This window comes from Limihaloglobus sulfuriphilus, assembly GCF_001999965.1.
Classification (GTDB): Bacteria; Planctomycetota; Phycisphaerae; order Sedimentisphaerales; family Sedimentisphaeraceae; genus Limihaloglobus; species Limihaloglobus sulfuriphilus.
The window spans coordinates 1,768,812-1,785,277 of sequence record NZ_CP019646.1 but is presented as its reverse complement, the minus strand read 5'-3'; the positions used below and the strand labels follow the sequence as shown (position 1 = coordinate 1,785,277).

Genomic DNA, 16,466 nt, shown 5'->3' with positions numbered 1-16,466 from the left:
TCATGAAAAGACGTGATTTTATAAAGTTCTCAATGTTTTTGTCAGCCGGCTCATTTGTTGGCAGGACATTTGCAGGGGAGAAAGATTTAAAGCCGAATTTTATATTTTTTCTTGCTGATGACCTTGGCTGGGGAGATTTAGGATGTTATGGACATCCGAAAGTTAAGACACCTAATATTGACCGTTTAGCTCGCCAGGGTACCAGCTTTACAAGTTTTTATGTTAACTCGCCGGTGTGTTCGCCGACGCGTGCGGGTATAATGACAGGCCAGTTTCCTTCCCGTCATGGTTTTCATACTCAGATATTCGGCAACCCTCGCAGGGTTAAAGAAATGAAGATAGCTGAGTATCTCGATCCTGATGTCGTTTTACTGCCCCGAATTCTTAAAAGAGCAGGATATGAGACAGCTCATATTGGTAAATGGCATCTGGCGTTTCACGGCGGCACTTCACCGCCAAGGCCTGAACAGTATGGAATTGATTTCTCAAGGACAATTGAGTTTGATAAAGATAAAATTGGTACAGGCTGGAAAGAACACCGCAGCAGTGAATGCTTTGCTGATCAAGCTCTTGAGTTTCTAAAACAGCGGGATAAGGAAAAACCATTTTTGATGCAGCTCTGGTTCAATGATCCGCATAATCCGTATTATCCAACAAATGAACATCTCAAGGCTTATCCGAAGATGCCGGCCAATGATAAGATGACAAAATACTGGGCAATTATCACGGAGATGGATAAACAAATTGGGCGCATTTTGGATAAGGTAGAACAGGATGGTATTTCCCGCAACACCTATATAATTTTTTCAAGCGATAACGGACCCGGTGATCCTTCAGATCTTTCGGCAAATGAAATAGCTGCCCTTGGATCTGCCGGTCCGTTCAGAGGAACAAAAGGCAGCCTTTACGAAGGGGGCGTCCGGACACCGTTTATTGTCGCTTGTCCGGGAAAAGTTCCTGCCGGCAGGATTGACGAGAAAACTCAGATTTCCGGAGTTGACCTGCTTCCCACATTCTGTTCACTGGCTCAGGCTTCTTTGCCAGAAAATTACAAATCAGACGGCCAGGACATGTCAGAGGCATTTGCCGGAAAAGTTCAGCAGCGAAGTAAACCACTTATGTGGTTCTATCCTATTCGCTATAGAGCCGCTACGATCAATCAGAGTCCTGTTCTGTCAATACTTGACGGTGATTGGAAACTGCTTACAAATCCAAATGATTCCCGTACAGAGTTGTTTAAACTTGACACAGATTTAACCGAGACTGATAATCTCGTAAACCAATATCCCGATGTCACCAAAAGATTAAAATCGCAATTGTTGAATTGGTACCGCTCTTTACCTGCTAATACTATTGAACCCGGAGCCGGTGAGCTGACATTTCCATGGCCCGGTGAAAAATGGGACGCTGTAACTGAAAGCTTAGATAATTAAGGAAACAAAATGGATAGAAGATTTTTTTTGAAGACCACATTTGCAGCAGCCGCGGGTATTGCTTCTTATGGTTTTGCTGATTCTAATAACAGAAAGCCCAACATTATCGTTATTATGGCAGATGATCTGGGCTGGGGAGATCTGGGTTGTTACGGGCACCAGGTGATTCGTACACCTAACATAGATAAACTTGCCAGAGAGGGCACATTATATACGAATTTCTACTGCAATGCCTCTATCTGTTCGCCGACACGCGCTGCCATGATGACCGGACGTTTCCCCGGCAGGGTGGGCGTTCATTCTCAGATATCAACGCGGGAAAGAATGGAATCAATAAATTCGGCGTACTGTCTTGATACCAGGTATCCCATGCTGCCGCGTATGCTCCAGGAAGCCGGCTATCATACAATGCACATCGGTAAATGGCATCTGAGCGAATGGCTGCATAAGAACCCCGACCAGCCCAGACCTTCTGAATACGGTTTTGATGACTATCTGCTGCCTTACCTGAACTGGCCCAAATGCAAATACGGGGATAAATGGCAGCAGAAAACTCATCGGCCTTATGCGACAGAACTTTTTGTTGATCAGGGTATTAAATACCTGCAAAGCCGTGAAAACAGTGATAATCCGTTTTTCCTGCAAATGTGGCTGGTAGATCCTCATGACCCGCTGATCCCCAAGGTTGAGCAGATGCAGCACTACAATCACATGAAACCCGGCCAGCCGTACAATGAAGGCGACGATAAATATTTGGAGCCTAACCGAATCTGGTATTCGGTGGTAACCGAGATGGACAGGCAGCTGGGCAGGCTATTTGATGCGGTTGACCGTTTAGGTATGTCTGAGGATACATATATAATTTTCACAAGCGATAATGGTGCCGCCAACCCTCAGGCTTACGATACGTACATCGGCTGGGGAAGTAATGGACCGTTCCGCGGCCAGAAGGGCAGTCTTTATGAAGGCGGCATAAGAACCCCGTTTATTGTCCGCTGTCCGGGAAGAGTGCCGGCAGGAAGGGTTGACGATGAAAGTGTTATTTCGGGTGTTGATTTTATGCCTACCTTCTCCTCCATTGCGGGTTACAAGAAAAAGGCGGCTTATGAGCAGGACGGCGAAGATGTCTCATATGCATTAGGCGGTAAAACGTTCCAGAGGAACAAACCTCTTATGTGGCAATGGCGTTACGGCCAGGCAAGGGGCGCAATCCACCAGAGTCCCATGCTTGCTGTAAGAGAGGGAAGGTGGAAACTGCTTGCAAATCCCGATAGAAGCCGGATAGAACTCTATGATGTAGCGGCCGATCCTTCAGAGCTTGATAACAAAGCGGATGCCAATCCTGAGCTGGTAAGGCAGCTATTCAAAAAACTGATTGAATACCATAAGTCGCTGCCAGACGCCGCAGAAGGCCCTTATGACAAAAATGCCGGTAAAAACACTTATGCATGGCCAAAATAATATGTAAGTGCATTTTCAAATAGAGCTTTATCCTAAATTCCTCAGTTGTGGGTTTGTTTGTGGTTGGTATTTTTCCCAAGTTGGTATCCCGAAGGGACTCGAACCCTCAGCCTTTGGATCGACAGGGCGAAACTCGCTTTTGTAAGTCCTTTGTGACAAATGATTAATAATTGACAAATAAATACTTATGACGTCGGGCGAAACACAAGCGAACACCAGACGAGCGCCAGAGGAGCAAGCCTGGCACGCACTTTGGCACGCACCCCATGTAAAACAGCCGGTAAAACTGATCTATTCCACTGTTTGAACCAAGTTCTACACCATTCAGGCTATCGATTAATCAAGTCTGTTATATCCATCTTTTACAGCTTGCTCCATAGCCGCAAGCTCTTCATCGGTCAGGAAATCAAAGTGAGCGGACCTCTTTCTGGCTGAAAGGCTCCCGTTGTTTTGCAGACACAACTGAATGAATAGATCAATCAGGCGGTCTGGCATGTCAATTATATCCTGTATAGCCTTCTTGGTATTGTCATAGTTGGCCAGAAAGCTGAGTTCTTCCACAAGTTCTTCTTCCATAGTTTTGATTATAAACTCGTATAAGGCTTCAGCCTGAGCTGTCATATCCATATACCGATACCAGATTGCGGTATCATTCTCAACTGTCATTTGCCCTATTTCATCAAGGCGATAATCGATGAGTTGAAGTAGAGGCCGTGAGAACGATTCCAACGATGCATCGTAATCCGCCGGATTTTTAAGTATGACTGCCGATACCGGGAACATGAGTCCACTTGGGACCATTTCCTGCAGCGACAGGATGTTGTGTATCAGGATTCGATGAATTCGTCCGTTTCCATCCTCAAACGGGTGCAGGAATACAAAACCGTAGGCAATCGCCGCTGCATGGATGACCGGAGAAACATTTCCCGCTTTCATCCGTTTATGGGAATCGATTAGACCCTCCATAAGACCTGGCAGGTCATCAGGCTTTGGACAGATGAAATGTATGATCGCTTTCTGATAGGCGACCGTCTGTCCAACGTAATTCTGATTCTCCCGATAGTCGTTGTCTTTGAATCGCGGGTCAACAATGCGGTTCTGAAGCTCTATCAGCCTTTCCTTTTCACAGAAGTCTTCCTTTTCGGCAAGCTCCAAAGAGGTAATGAATTTTTCAGTTCGGGAAGCACTGGGCTTTATGTGCTCAATTTCAAAGGACGACTTTGTTTCTTTGTTATAGAGGTAGCTCAACGCCCGGCGAAGAAGTTCTGGTGGATATGCGGTAACAATATCCTCACACCTTTTACGCAGATCAGATGAATCCAGTTTGGAAAGCTTCTCTGTTAGCCTGACGACCGGACAAAAGGTTTTGGGACCAAGGAGGTTGTTAACGATGCGGTAGCGTGGAGATTTATCCCCGTTTTGAACTGCATAATATTCTTTTGACTCCAGTGCATCGACATAGTTTCCAGAAGTAATGTCATCAACAGGCAGTTGCTTACCCATCAGAAACTCATAGAAAAACCAAATCCTTCGAGCATACTTTCCAGTCGGCTTGGATTTGATGTACTCGGTGAGGTCTTCCCGGGAAACATTATCAAAAATACGAGCCAGTAAACCCAGATTTACTCCATCATATTTAAGCGCAAACTCAAGATGGTCGCCGACTTTTTCTCCCGGCCAGTATCTTACCGGGTACATGTCTTCAATTGCACCATTCTTAACAATTGATCTGTGAGCCCCCGATGACGACACAAATGAGGTATGCCAATGGGGCATATCTGCTGCCAGTCCAAGCTTATCAAGCAGATATGCATAGCCTGCAGGGCGAAATTCCAAACCGTTTATTTCCATGAGACATCCTCGTAAAATTATTATTTCGCTGGTAATATAGTTAGAAAATAGCGTTTTGTCAATAAAATGATTAAAAAATGAACTGCATATGGTAAATTGATTATTTAAAAATTTGTCTCGTTTAGAAATCAGCTTCTGGCTGGTAAAACAGTTATACGTCTGGCAAAACGATTATAAATAAATGACTGACGGGTAAAATCATTACAAACACATCATAGGGTGCATAAATTATAGCACAATATGTTGTTAAGCATTATTAGCATGGAAACATGTCCCAAAGCATTGCGATCATCAACATCGCTTTGAGGTTTTCGTGAAGGCGGCAGTGCTTGCTGCAGGATTGTCTGGAAGGACGTGAAAACGCAGCCTCAAACGGCTTGCCGGAAGTACCGGCACGTGACGCCAAAGCTGTTCCAATCAACATAGAAAAGTACTTTTTCTGTCAAGCCCGCATAACCGGCTACCGTTTAAAATCCGCTGGTAGATATTTTTCAAATCCATAGGTCATTTCCAATGAACTGCGCGAAAAGTACGTATCCAGAGATAAGAATGGCGATTTTACGCAAAGGTTCATAAAATGTTTATGCGTATTTGAAGTTATTTCTTGATATTAATATTCCAATCTGCAATAATGAATAAAGCAAATTTATAGGCATAATAATGCTGAAATTACAAGAATGGAGAAAAAATGAAAAGATATGCGTTAGTGGTGGTGTTGGTATTCGTTGCAAGTTTGTTTGCATATAATTCCCCCGTATCGCTGCATCCTGATGACTGGTCAGAATACACCTCGACAACCTCCAGTTATACAAAGTCTGAAACGCCAGAGGGTTATCTGCGTGTTACCTGCAATACATACAGGGGAACTGTTCGCCTGAAGTGCAACGAGACTTTCAATCTTCAGGGTTCGACGCTTCGTTATAAATGGCGGGTTAACAACGGTTCTGTGTATGGTGCTACAAGCAACGGTGTAAGCGGAGCGACCCTGTCCTCATTTTCAACCTATCACAGCTGGGCCGGCAGTATAGTTATCAGCAATAACACCTGGATTTACACTGAAGTCGTTGTAAATGATGATAAGACATGGAGCTACGACCACAGTTACTCTGGGTACGGCCAGGGGGGCATAAAGCATTCCTCCAGCACGGCAAGTGACGATCTCTGGGATATGTTTGCCGACTCGATCCTCCACATGACAATTGTTGATACCTACCTCAACAGCTATTATTTTGAGATCGCCGAAGCCTACGTAATCAGGCCCGGTGTAGAGTTACAGATCACAAAACCTTCTGATGGCTCCTTTTATAAACCGGGTGCCCCAGTTCAGTTCACCGCTCAGGTCACAGAGGGTGCTCCGCCGTACCAGTTCAGCTGGGATTCTGATATCGGCGGCAATATCGGAACTGCAGAGTCTTTTGAGACCTCCGATCTGTCTTTGGGCACCCATTTTGTAACACTTACCTGTACGGATGATTCGAGTGAGACTGGCCTGGCCGAAGTTAATGTCCACGTTATTGAGCCGCCTGTAATCGAGCCGATACCCAGCCTGACAATCTCCAATTCCGGCAGTTATGCCGGCCAGATACCGGTTTTGGCACAGGGTGAGCTGTTCACTCAGTTCTCACTTATCGACGGGCCGGATGGAATGACTATCGACGAGAACACCGGCAGGGTAACCTGGCCCTCACCCGTCACTGGGGGCAGTCCCTTCAGCATTACCGTAAGGGCTGAAAACCCTGTTGGTTATGATGAGATAACCTGGCAGGTAAGTGTGGTAGAGACGCCATCTTTCGCTACGCTTCTGTGGGATGCCGTTATGGACGGGGGAGGTTTAAATGACGGTCACGACGCATTTGCCGCAGCCAGAATAGACAAGGAAGGCAACCTTGTTGCCGCAGGTTATGTCGATGGGGCATCAGGTCAGCATGATTCGGCTTACCTGGCAAAATACAGCCCAACGGGCAGCCTGCTGTGGAGTAAGACTATTGACGTACCCAATCAGACAAGCAAAGCCGAGTTCAACGACAGATTCTCGGATGTCGGCATCGACAGCGAGAACAATATCGTTGTTGTAGGTGTAAAGTCCGGCACATTCACATCTTACAATCTTGGTTCATTCCACAGTGCATGGTGGGTGCAGAAGTACTCGCCCGATGGTGAGACGCTGCTGTGGGAAAAGGTATGGCATGAAAGGCGCGAAAGTGCCTGGCAGAACGCCAACAGCGTATATATTGACCAGAACGACAGCATTTATGTCACCGGCAGGTCGTTCGAGGGGTGGGGCATGGCGGAAGGCAAATGGGTAACAATAAAATACGATAAGGACGGCAATGTTGTGCTCGGGCCGATTTCCCATAACTGGCTTAATTCATATCAATTGGCCGACAACCCAAGCGATGTGGCTGTTGACGCCAACGGCGATATATTCGTTCTTGGATATTTTGGTGTTGCCCCCATAACCACGGTCAACGCAAATAAAAACTACGATATGCATATCCGCAAACTTAACGGTACTGACGGCTCTACCATTTGGTCAGATACCTATTCCGGAGCGACCAGCCGCGGCGACTATGGTTACGGCATGGCGATAGACCCCGCAGGGAATGTGCTGGCAGTTGGAATTACCAACAAGACCACATCCAACGATGCCCCGAATTATGACTGGGTAATGATAAAATACAATAACCAGACCGGTGAAATAATGTGGGAGCAGACATACGAAAGCGCTGCCGGCGCAAGTGAGGCGTGTTACGATGCTGTATCTGATTCTAATGGAGACTTTTATGTTTGCGGATACATGAGAGCTGGCTCGGACATCACTCAAAGGCGCATCGTAAAACTCAACGGACTGGATGGGACAATTCTTGCCGAGGCAGTGTGGGAAACGCAGTATAATTCTAATCTAAGCAGGCTCGACATAGACGCAAACCTGATCGCGGCTGCCGGCACAGAATCCAACGGCAGCAATAACGATGCATACGCCGTATTGCTTACTGTCGAGTTTGCCGTACAGATCACCCAGCCCCAGACAGGCGAAACATTTGCACACGGGCAACCCGTAACACTATCCGCCGAGGCGATAGGAAGCGTAGAGCCGCCGTATTACTTTACGTGGACATCCGATATAGATGGTTTCCTGGGCACCGGCCAGAGTATTCAGGTCGGCAATTTAACATACGGCGAGCATGTGATAACATGCCGCCTTGACTACGGCGAAGGCCAGAGTATGCAGACAACCGTTCGTATCGAAGTCGTTGCAACTCCAGAGATTACATTTATAGATGATGAGAGTATCCCCGCTGCTGCAGCCTATACAGGGCCTCTGCCGGAAGTAAATGAAAGCGCCGGCACAGTCGAGTGGGCCTTGGTGGGCGGCCCCGAAGGAATGACAATCGATGCGTCCACCGGAGTGCTGTCGTGGGAATCTCCGCTGGTGAACGTTGACGGATACACCATCCAGATATCAGCGTCTAATCCCGCCGGCAGTGATCAGGTGTCATTCATGCTGTATGTACTCGAAACACCGATTATAGACGATTTCGAGGACCAGATAGTGGAATTCGGCTTTGCCTACGCCTCCGCTGTTTTTCAGCTTACCGCCGGCACACTGCCGGTAACGTGGCAGCTGGTAACAGGCCCGGCAGAAATGCAGATCGACCCGGTCACCGGACAGCTCAGCTGGGAAACGGCGAATATAGAAGGTGCGAACAATATTACGATAAGCGCCGCAAACTCTGTCGCCTCCGATGAGATGACATTCACCCTGCATGTGTTAAATCCGCCTGTTCTTGCAGATATATCCGATGCGGTCACCGAGCTTGACAAGAGTTACAGCCGCACATTGGGCCTGCAGCAGGGGACTGGTGCTCTAAGCTGGGAGCTTTTGGCTGCGCCGGCGGGAATGACTGTTGCCGGCGGCGTCATACAATGGCCCCAGCCCCAGCCAAAAGATTCTGTAAACGTAGTAACAGTAGAGGTTTCCAATCCAGTAGGATATGATCAAAAGACTTATTCCCTGACAGTACTCGAAAAGCCTCTTGTAGAGGACATACTAAACATGACCGTTCACGAAGGTTCAGCATTGAACCTGCAGGCGGCTCTTGTTCAGGGGTCTCTGCCCGTTTCGTGGAGGATAGTTTCCGGGCCTGGCGGCATATCCATAAACCAGGCGAGCGGGCTTATCGGGTGGCCTTCGATATCCGGCTATAACAACCCGCACACAGTTACCATAGAAGCCTCCAACGCTGTGGGGTATTCACGAGACAGCTTTGTAATAACCGTCCTTCGCCCTCCGGTCATTGTCGGCATGGCGGATGAAGATGTTGCCCAGGGCGGCAGCTATACATCACCCGTACCGGGCCTTTATCAGGGGTCGTCGCCGATAACATGGTCGCTGGTCACAGGGCCCGAGGGTATGCAAATCAATCCTGACAGCGGCACAGTTACCTGGACGCCGGCACTTTACAGTGAAACCTCTTACACCGTTACCATATCAGCGGAGAACGTTGTGAGCTCCGACACCGAGAGCTGGCAGATTCGTGTAATCCAGCCGCCGGTGATAGCTGACATCTCGAACAAGGAGGCTGCCGACAACGCGGCATTTTTCGGGCCGCTGCCGTCGCTTATACAGGGCACCGAAGTTACATACTCACTTGAGGATGGGCCCGCCGGCATGAGCATAAACACCTCGACCGGCCAGGTAAGCTGGCCGTCTCCGGTTGGCCCGGGTACACCGGTCACGGTTACCATAAAGGCTTCGAATATAGGCGGCGCTGATACGGAGAGCTTTGATATAGACGTGATCGCGAGTCCGGTAATTGCAGAGACAGCCCAGCAGTCGGCACAGGAATATACAGGCTATACAGGCCCTGCTCCGTCGCTTGTCAAGGGTGACGGCCCGATAACGTATTCGCTTGTCAGCGGCCCCGAGGGAATGATCATCGACCCTCTTACCGGCATAATTACATGGCCCGAGCCAATCGCCGGCACTGGCTTATATACGGTTACCATTAAGGCTGAAAACCCGGTAGGTTATGATACGGCTTCGTGGCAGCTCGATGTGCCTATGGGCTATACTGTTACCGCAGCCGCCGATATCGAGACCGGTATTTCCGGCACACGGGTAAACCTTACGGGAGCTGCCAACTGGCTCTACAAGTCCGGCGGGGCGGCGAATGTTCCGGTCGTCATAAAGGTTCGTGTTCAGGGGCTTATGCGCAGCGTCCAGACGGTAACCGATGGTGCGGGCCAGTTCGCGGCGGTTTTCAACCCGCTGTTCAATGAAGCCGGATTGTACGAATTATGCGGCACGCATCCGCAGGACGGCGGCTTTGAAACCCAGGACAGCTTCAGCCTGTACGGTCTTGTAACCCAGGCCGATACAACATATTACAGCTTCAAGCCAGGAGAGCCCGTACAGGGACAGTTCAGTATAACCAATCCCGCCGATCTTCCTCTCACCGGTATCGAGATTGAAGTTACCGGACTGGCTGAGAACCTCGAACTGACGCTTGACATTCCGACAGAGCTTAACGCTCTTGACTCGGAGACTTTAGAGTATACGCTGTCGGCGCTGGATTCATCCGTAATGAACAGTTCATTCGATCTAAACATTACAACAGCAGAAGGGGCCTGTGCCGATATAAAATACAACGTCAAGGTGATTCCGCTCGAATATGATGTCCGGGTTTACCCTGCCTCGCTTGAGGCCGGAATGGTAAGAGGCGGCAGTCATCTTGTCCAGTTTGAGGTGTATAATGTCGGCGGCGCATCAAGTACGAGCCTGGAAGTGCTGATACCCGAGGTGCCATGGCTGACGCTGGGATCCCCCCGCGTGATCCAGCCGATAGAACCGGACGGAGTTGAGATTGTATCGCTCCAGCTCACACCTTCGGCTGACCTGCCTCTGGGCATGTATTCCGGAGAAGTGATCGTTTACGGCGGCGGCGTGGTCAAATATATCCCGTTCGATTTCAACTGTGTCAGTGACGCGGTCGGTGATATGCATATTACTGTTGTGGACGAGCTTACATATTACGCTGAGGGCAGCCCCAATGTCGCGGAGGCCAGGATATCGATCATTGATTCGATGACCGGTGATCTGGTTGCTGCTGATATCACCGGCCAGAGCGGGATAACTTTATTTGAAAGCATCCCCGAGGCGTATTATGAGGTTATCATAGACCAGGACGATCACGGCTCGTACAGGAATGTGCATTACGTAATGCCCGGCGTAGTCAATCAGATAACCGCGTTCATGCCCAAGAACCTTGTAAGGTACGAATGGTCGGTAGTTGAGACCGAGATAGAAGACCACTATGAGCTGGTCCTTGAAACCGTATTTGAAACGACTGTGCCGGCACCGGTGATAACCATAGAGCCGGCAAAGGTCGATCTTGCCCGGATGGAAAACGGTGAGCTGCACGTTGATTTTGTAATCACAAACCACGGGCTGGTTTCTGCCGACAATGCCTTTATGCGGTTTGACCAGAGTGACCGTTATGAGGTTGAGCTTCTCAGCGATTACTACGGCGAAATAATGCCGGAGACTTCGATAGTAGTTCCGGCTGTCATCAGGGACAATCAGTACGTCGATTCGCAGAAAAATATTGTAAAAACAGCAGCCGGCGACTGCGACAGCAACTTCAGAGGAGACGTTTATTACCGGCTTGTATGCGGCGATGACGGCAAGTGGAAGACAGTGCCGGTTATGGTCGGATTCTGGACATGCCCGAATAATACCAGACCCACAGTGCCGACCAATCCCCCGCCAAGGCCGCGTGAGCCTCTGCCTGTACCCGAGGATGATATTCAGGAAGAGCCCGGCAGCGGCGGCGGAGGCAGCGGTAAAACTCCGATATCCAATCCCAATTCAGGTACCGGTGGCGGCGGCGGTGCAGGCGGCGGTTCAACTCCTGCTGCGCCCTACGTAACATTCGGTATGGTTGCCGGCGATATTGCCGGCACGGCATGCGACCCGTGTCCGGGCAAACGTTTCGACGCGTTTGTCGGCTGTGCGATAAGCTTCCTGCCGCTGGATTGCCCGCTGGGAATCCTCAAATCGGCATACGATATCAGCTCCAACTGCACCAGTAAGGGAGCTTGGTCTTTCGATTGCCTCAAGAACGTTGTCGGCGCAATCGTCGGTGCAGTTACCGGCTGCGTAAAGAGCAGCGCGGACCTCTCGCCGTTAGGTGTAGGTTATAATATCGCCTGGTGTCTATACGATATCGGCACCGCCTGCAGCGACTTGAACAAGGCAAAATTCGATGAGGGTATCGCCAAACTCGAAAAGCTGACCGGCGAAAAATACGACATCGCTATGGATGATGATCAGGTTGCCGAGCTGCTGGTGCAGCAGGCTGATCAGCTTATCGCCATGCTGGATGCTATTACTGTAATATTCGGCGATCCTGTATGGTTCAGCGGCACGGATGTAAACGGCTACGTGTATTCAGCCTTGATGAACGCCGTTGCCGATGCCATGGGTGAAGCCGGTGATGATGGTCAGTATATATCACTGTCTGAGCGTCAGGGACTGCTGGAGCTTCAGCTTCCCGCTCACATTGACGTTACTCACGTAAACGCCTTCTGTGACAGGTGGAACCGTTCGCTTGATTACTGGCAGGCCGGCAAATACACTGCCGCCAATCTGGCTGTGACTGACGACACTGATTTCATTGACGCTGAAGTGCTTAACACAAAATCTGAAACAGCGTCTGCCGCCGCACAGAACAGCATAGATGTAGGCTTCGAAAACCTGTTTGAAGGTGCATACTACGCTCAGCAGGAGTTTGTCGCTTCTGTCAACCAGGGTTCTGAGGGTGTTTGTGCCAAGGTCAAGGTGCAGGTCAAGCAGGATGCGGTTATGACGCGAACCGCTTTCAACGCAACGCTTGAGCTGGATAATGAATCTGACGGTACTATTGATAATGTTACGGTAACAATAAATATTACCGATGATGCCGGCATGGACTCCACAAATCTGTTCGGCATATACCCGCCAAGCCTCTCAGGGATAGACTCTATAGACGGTACGGCTTCAATTGCGGCTGGCGGACATGCCAGGGCCGACTGGATCATACTGCCCACTAATGAGGCGGCACCGAGTTCAGATAAGGCTTTCTATGTTGGCGCTACTCTTACATACTACATAGACGGCCAGGAAGTCAGTGTGCCGATATATCCCGACAAGATAACGGTTAAGCCTGAAGCGAGGCTTTATGTCAAGTATTTCCATCAGTCCGAAGTTTATTCGGATGATCCCTTCACGCCTGAAACCGAACCGGCTGAGCCGTATTCGCTGGGCATGATGATCATAAATGAAGGTGCCGGCCCGGCCCGCAATGTCCAGGTTACTTCCGCGGCCCCGCAGATAATACGCCGCGAGGATGATAAGGACATACTGATCGATTTCGAGATAGTTGACGCAGAATTGAACGGCGGCAGGCTGCAGGATTCATTTACAGTCAATATAGGCGACATCGGCCCGTCTGATATGTCCGTGGCACGCTGGCAGATGATCTCCTCGCTTCAGGGTGAGTTTGCGTCGTACAAGGCTTCTTTCGATCATATAAACGGTCTGGGCGACCCTCGCCTGAGTATTATACAAGGCGTGGAGGTCCATGAACTGAGCCGAAGCGTGCGTGTGGACTCGCCTTCAGACGACGGCATAGTGGATTTCCTTGTCAACGACATACCGGACGCCGATTCGCTTCCTGATACGCTTTACACAAGTACCGGTATCATCAAGCCGGTTGCGGCTATCCTGGTTGCGCAGGTTGACTCGATGGCTAACGAAACCGACCTTGAGGTAGAGCTTTCCGCTGAGGCGGGCGCGGGCCATGTTTACATTCGTCTCGATGATCCCTCGTACGAAGGCCTTGTTCTTGCCCAGGTATTGCGGAGCGACGGCAAGATTATCAATCCACAGTACAACACCTGGACTACAGACCGCATGGTCAGGCCGCTCGGTGAGCCGGAGTACAGGGAGAGGTTCCTGCATATATTCGATACTGACAGCACCGGTTCATATACCCTGGTATATACCACGATTCAGTACCCGCTGGCGATATCGGATATCATTCTCAAATCTGATCCGGTAGCGACGATTGACCTGACCTTCGATGTTGCGGTCGATCCGGCAACCCTTGACTGGACCGATCTTGAGCTTACCAGGAACTTCGGTGCCAACCTGATAAAATTCCCGCTGACAATAAGTCAGCTTTCAGAAACAACCTTCAGGGTAAGCGGGCTTGCATACCTGACCGCGCCGGCAGGCAGATACGAGCTGAGAGTCAAGACAGAAGGGGTAAAGAGCGCTGAGGGGATTGCCGGCGCCTCGGTGAATGCCAATATATGGATCAGGACTCTTGAGCCTTGGGATGTTAATTTTGATGATATAGTGGACTTTGTTGATTTCGCGACTATCGCCGATGAGTGGATGGCCCAGGGCTGTATGGCCGCTCTCTGGTGCGGCGGTGCAGATGTCAACAGGGACGGTAATGTGAATATAGAAGATGTTGTGATAGTGGGAGGATACTGGCTTGAAATAATAGAATAAATTGAAGAAAAAGTTTGAGAAATTGTTATTGAAGAAAGATAAGTCATGTTTAATACGAAGAAGCTTTCATCTGTATATGCTTTGTGCGCTTTGTGTGCGCTTACCGCAAACGCATCCGTCGTGACACTCGGCCGTGACGGGCTGATGAGTCTGGATTATTACCATTCATCTCAGAACCTGACACCACGTGTCATTGACGCCCGGCCCTCGGGCGGTAGTGTTGAGTTTGACGTGGAGTTTCCGGGCAACAGCGGCTCAGACTCGCAAATGTTCTACGGCTCATCACTGTACGGTGGCGAAGGTTCGCTTATCATACAGGATATAAGCGGCTACAGCCAGTTCCAGATGAATTTCGAGCTGCTGGGAATTCAGGGATACACTGCTCAGGAGTCCGAGACGTTTGAGTTATGGGTAAGCCCGATGGTTCATGACGGGGATACGTACAAGTTCTTTCCCTCCGCACTTGTCTCGACAGCAGCCGGCAGCACACAGGCATCGCCGGCGATGGACGTGTCTTTACTCGCGGCCGGCATTGCGAAAAAGGGAGATATGATACTGGAGATTGGTTTCGAGCTTCACATGGACGACCCGACCCTATGGCCCGCGAGCGGGGCGGTGGCGACTCTTCTGGTAACCCCGGCAGCCGGCGCCGACCAGATTGTACCTGAGCCGGTTTCTATCCTGCTTTTATCATATGGAGCAATGTTCATTATGAGCAGAAAAATATGTCCCAAAAAATAGAGATTATCAACATTGCTTTGAGATTGATTGTAAAGACCGCTGTCTTAGCTGCCGGGTTTTCTGGAAGGGCGCGAAAACGCAGTCTCAAACGACTTGCCGGGATGGATATTTACGAGAAGGATAAAGAGCTTATCTTTCTTCGTGACAAGATTACACAGCTGCAGACACAGGTATCTATTTTACAGAAGGCCCTCAAAAAGCAGAATAATAAAAAACGTTATACTATTCGCGAAAAGTTGTTCATTCTCTGCTACATGGAAGCCTTCCAGATACCAAGGCGAAGAGTCACCGAGCACCTCGGCATAGCAAGATCAACGCTTTATCGTTGGCTCAAGAACATAGAAGAAAAAGCTCAGGCAGTTGTTCCTGCCAATATAACACCTGCCGAGTTGGCTGCTCTGGTCTGGCAGATAACGAAAGCCAATGAAGGGTGGGGCAGGTTCAGAATTGCCAACCAACTCAAACTCCTGGGCGTTTTTCTCTCAGCCTCGACTGTCAGAAATATACTCAACAGGCCGGAACCGAGAAAAACGCCAAGCAAAGCACCTAAACCCAAGCAAACAGAAGATAAAACCGAAGCCCGTTCAATCCCTGCCTGGTACCCAAACCATGTCTGGTCGATAGATACTACAATTGTCTATAAATGGGGCTTATTGGAGGTGCATGTCTGCGTTATTATCGATCACTTCTCACGCAAGATCATGGCAGCAGTGCCGCTGGAAGGGCCCAATGCCGGCTGGGTAATCAATGCGATGGATGAAGCCATAGAAAAGTATGGTTCTCCAAAGCACATCATATCTGACCAGGGCAGCGTATTTATAAGTGAGGCTTTCGCAGAGTGCCTGAAGAATAACAACAGGATTAAACACCGACTTGGTGCCATCGGAAAGAAAGGTTCGATCGCTGTCACTGAAAGGGCAAATAAAACCTTAAAATATTGCTGGCTCAAAAGAGTTCCGATCATAAAAGGCATAGATCATCTGCATGATTTATGTAATGAATTCCAGGTTTGGTACAATTCCTGGAGGCCGCACATGTCATTAGACGGCAATCGTCCCGACGATGTATTCTTCGGTAACTTGCCTGAAAGACCGGCACCTGATGCCAATTCTGTGCCAACCGAGATTGAAACACGCTATTTTCGCCAGGCCAGAATCACCGGCTACCGGCTAAAAAAAGCTGGCTGAGATTAATCAAATTCATAGGTCAGTACCAATGAACAGTGGGGAATGTAGGTCCGGACACAGAAAATGAGCGATTTTTAAGCCTAAATTTTGCCCCGATTGGCTTACACCTGTCCCGCAAATTTCGCCAAACCAGAAATTCTATACACTTTTGAAAGAGCAAATAAGGCTAAATCTGGAGTTTTTCAGCGGTCTCATGAGTGGTTGACAAGTACTGAGTCTCGTTCAATCCCG

7 protein-coding genes are annotated in these 16,466 nt (G+C 49.2%); 5 read left to right on the top strand and 2 right to left on the bottom strand.

Annotated features, from left to right (window positions below):
- Nucleotides 1-2: 2 nt before the first annotated feature.
- Nucleotides 3-1,433, top strand: coding sequence for a sulfatase-like hydrolase/transferase (locus tag SMSP2_RS06810; protein WP_146683237.1), 1,431 nt, complete (start codon nt 3-5; stop codon nt 1,431-1,433).
- Between the two features lie 9 nt (nt 1,434-1,442).
- Nucleotides 1,443-2,894, top strand: coding sequence for a sulfatase family protein (locus SMSP2_RS06805; protein WP_146683236.1), 1,452 nt, complete (start codon nt 1,443-1,445; stop codon nt 2,892-2,894).
- 336 nt (nt 2,895-3,230) lie between these two features.
- On the opposite strand, the gene SMSP2_RS06800 is transcribed toward SMSP2_RS06805, so the two are convergent.
- Both SMSP2_RS06800 and SMSP2_RS14850 read right to left on the bottom strand, forming a co-directional pair.
- Nucleotides 3,231-4,745 carry a Fic family protein gene (locus tag SMSP2_RS06800; RefSeq protein WP_146683235.1) on the bottom strand — a complete coding sequence of 505 codons (1,515 nt, stop codon included), beginning with the start codon at nt 4,743-4,745 and terminating at the stop codon, nt 3,231-3,233.
- 256 nt (nt 4,746-5,001) lie between these two features.
- Nucleotides 5,002-5,169: a hypothetical protein gene (locus tag SMSP2_RS14850; protein ID WP_186804906.1), complete on the bottom strand. Its 168-nt coding sequence runs from the start codon at nt 5,167-5,169 to the stop codon at nt 5,002-5,004.
- A 264-nt stretch (nt 5,170-5,433) separates the two neighbouring features.
- Here SMSP2_RS14850 and SMSP2_RS06795 point away from each other — a divergent pair, with 264 nt between their 5' ends.
- The 3 genes from SMSP2_RS06795 to SMSP2_RS06785 are packed head-to-tail and all read left to right on the top strand — an operon-like array spanning nt 5,434 to nt 16,235.
- A complete protein-coding gene (locus SMSP2_RS06795) occupies nt 5,434-14,307 on the top strand; it encodes a putative Ig domain-containing protein (protein WP_146683234.1) in 8,874 nt (2,957 codons plus the stop codon).
- 45 nt (nt 14,308-14,352) lie between these two features.
- Nucleotides 14,353-15,048: a hypothetical protein gene (locus SMSP2_RS06790; protein WP_146683233.1), complete on the top strand. Its 696-nt coding sequence runs from the start codon at nt 14,353-14,355 to the stop codon at nt 15,046-15,048.
- Entirely contained in the window at nt 15,033-16,235 is a 1,203-nt protein-coding gene (locus SMSP2_RS06785; RefSeq protein ID WP_146683232.1) for a DDE-type integrase/transposase/recombinase, read from the top strand. The genes SMSP2_RS06790 and SMSP2_RS06785 overlap by 16 nt, the downstream gene beginning before the upstream one ends.
- Nucleotides 16,236-16,466 lie beyond the last annotated feature (231 nt).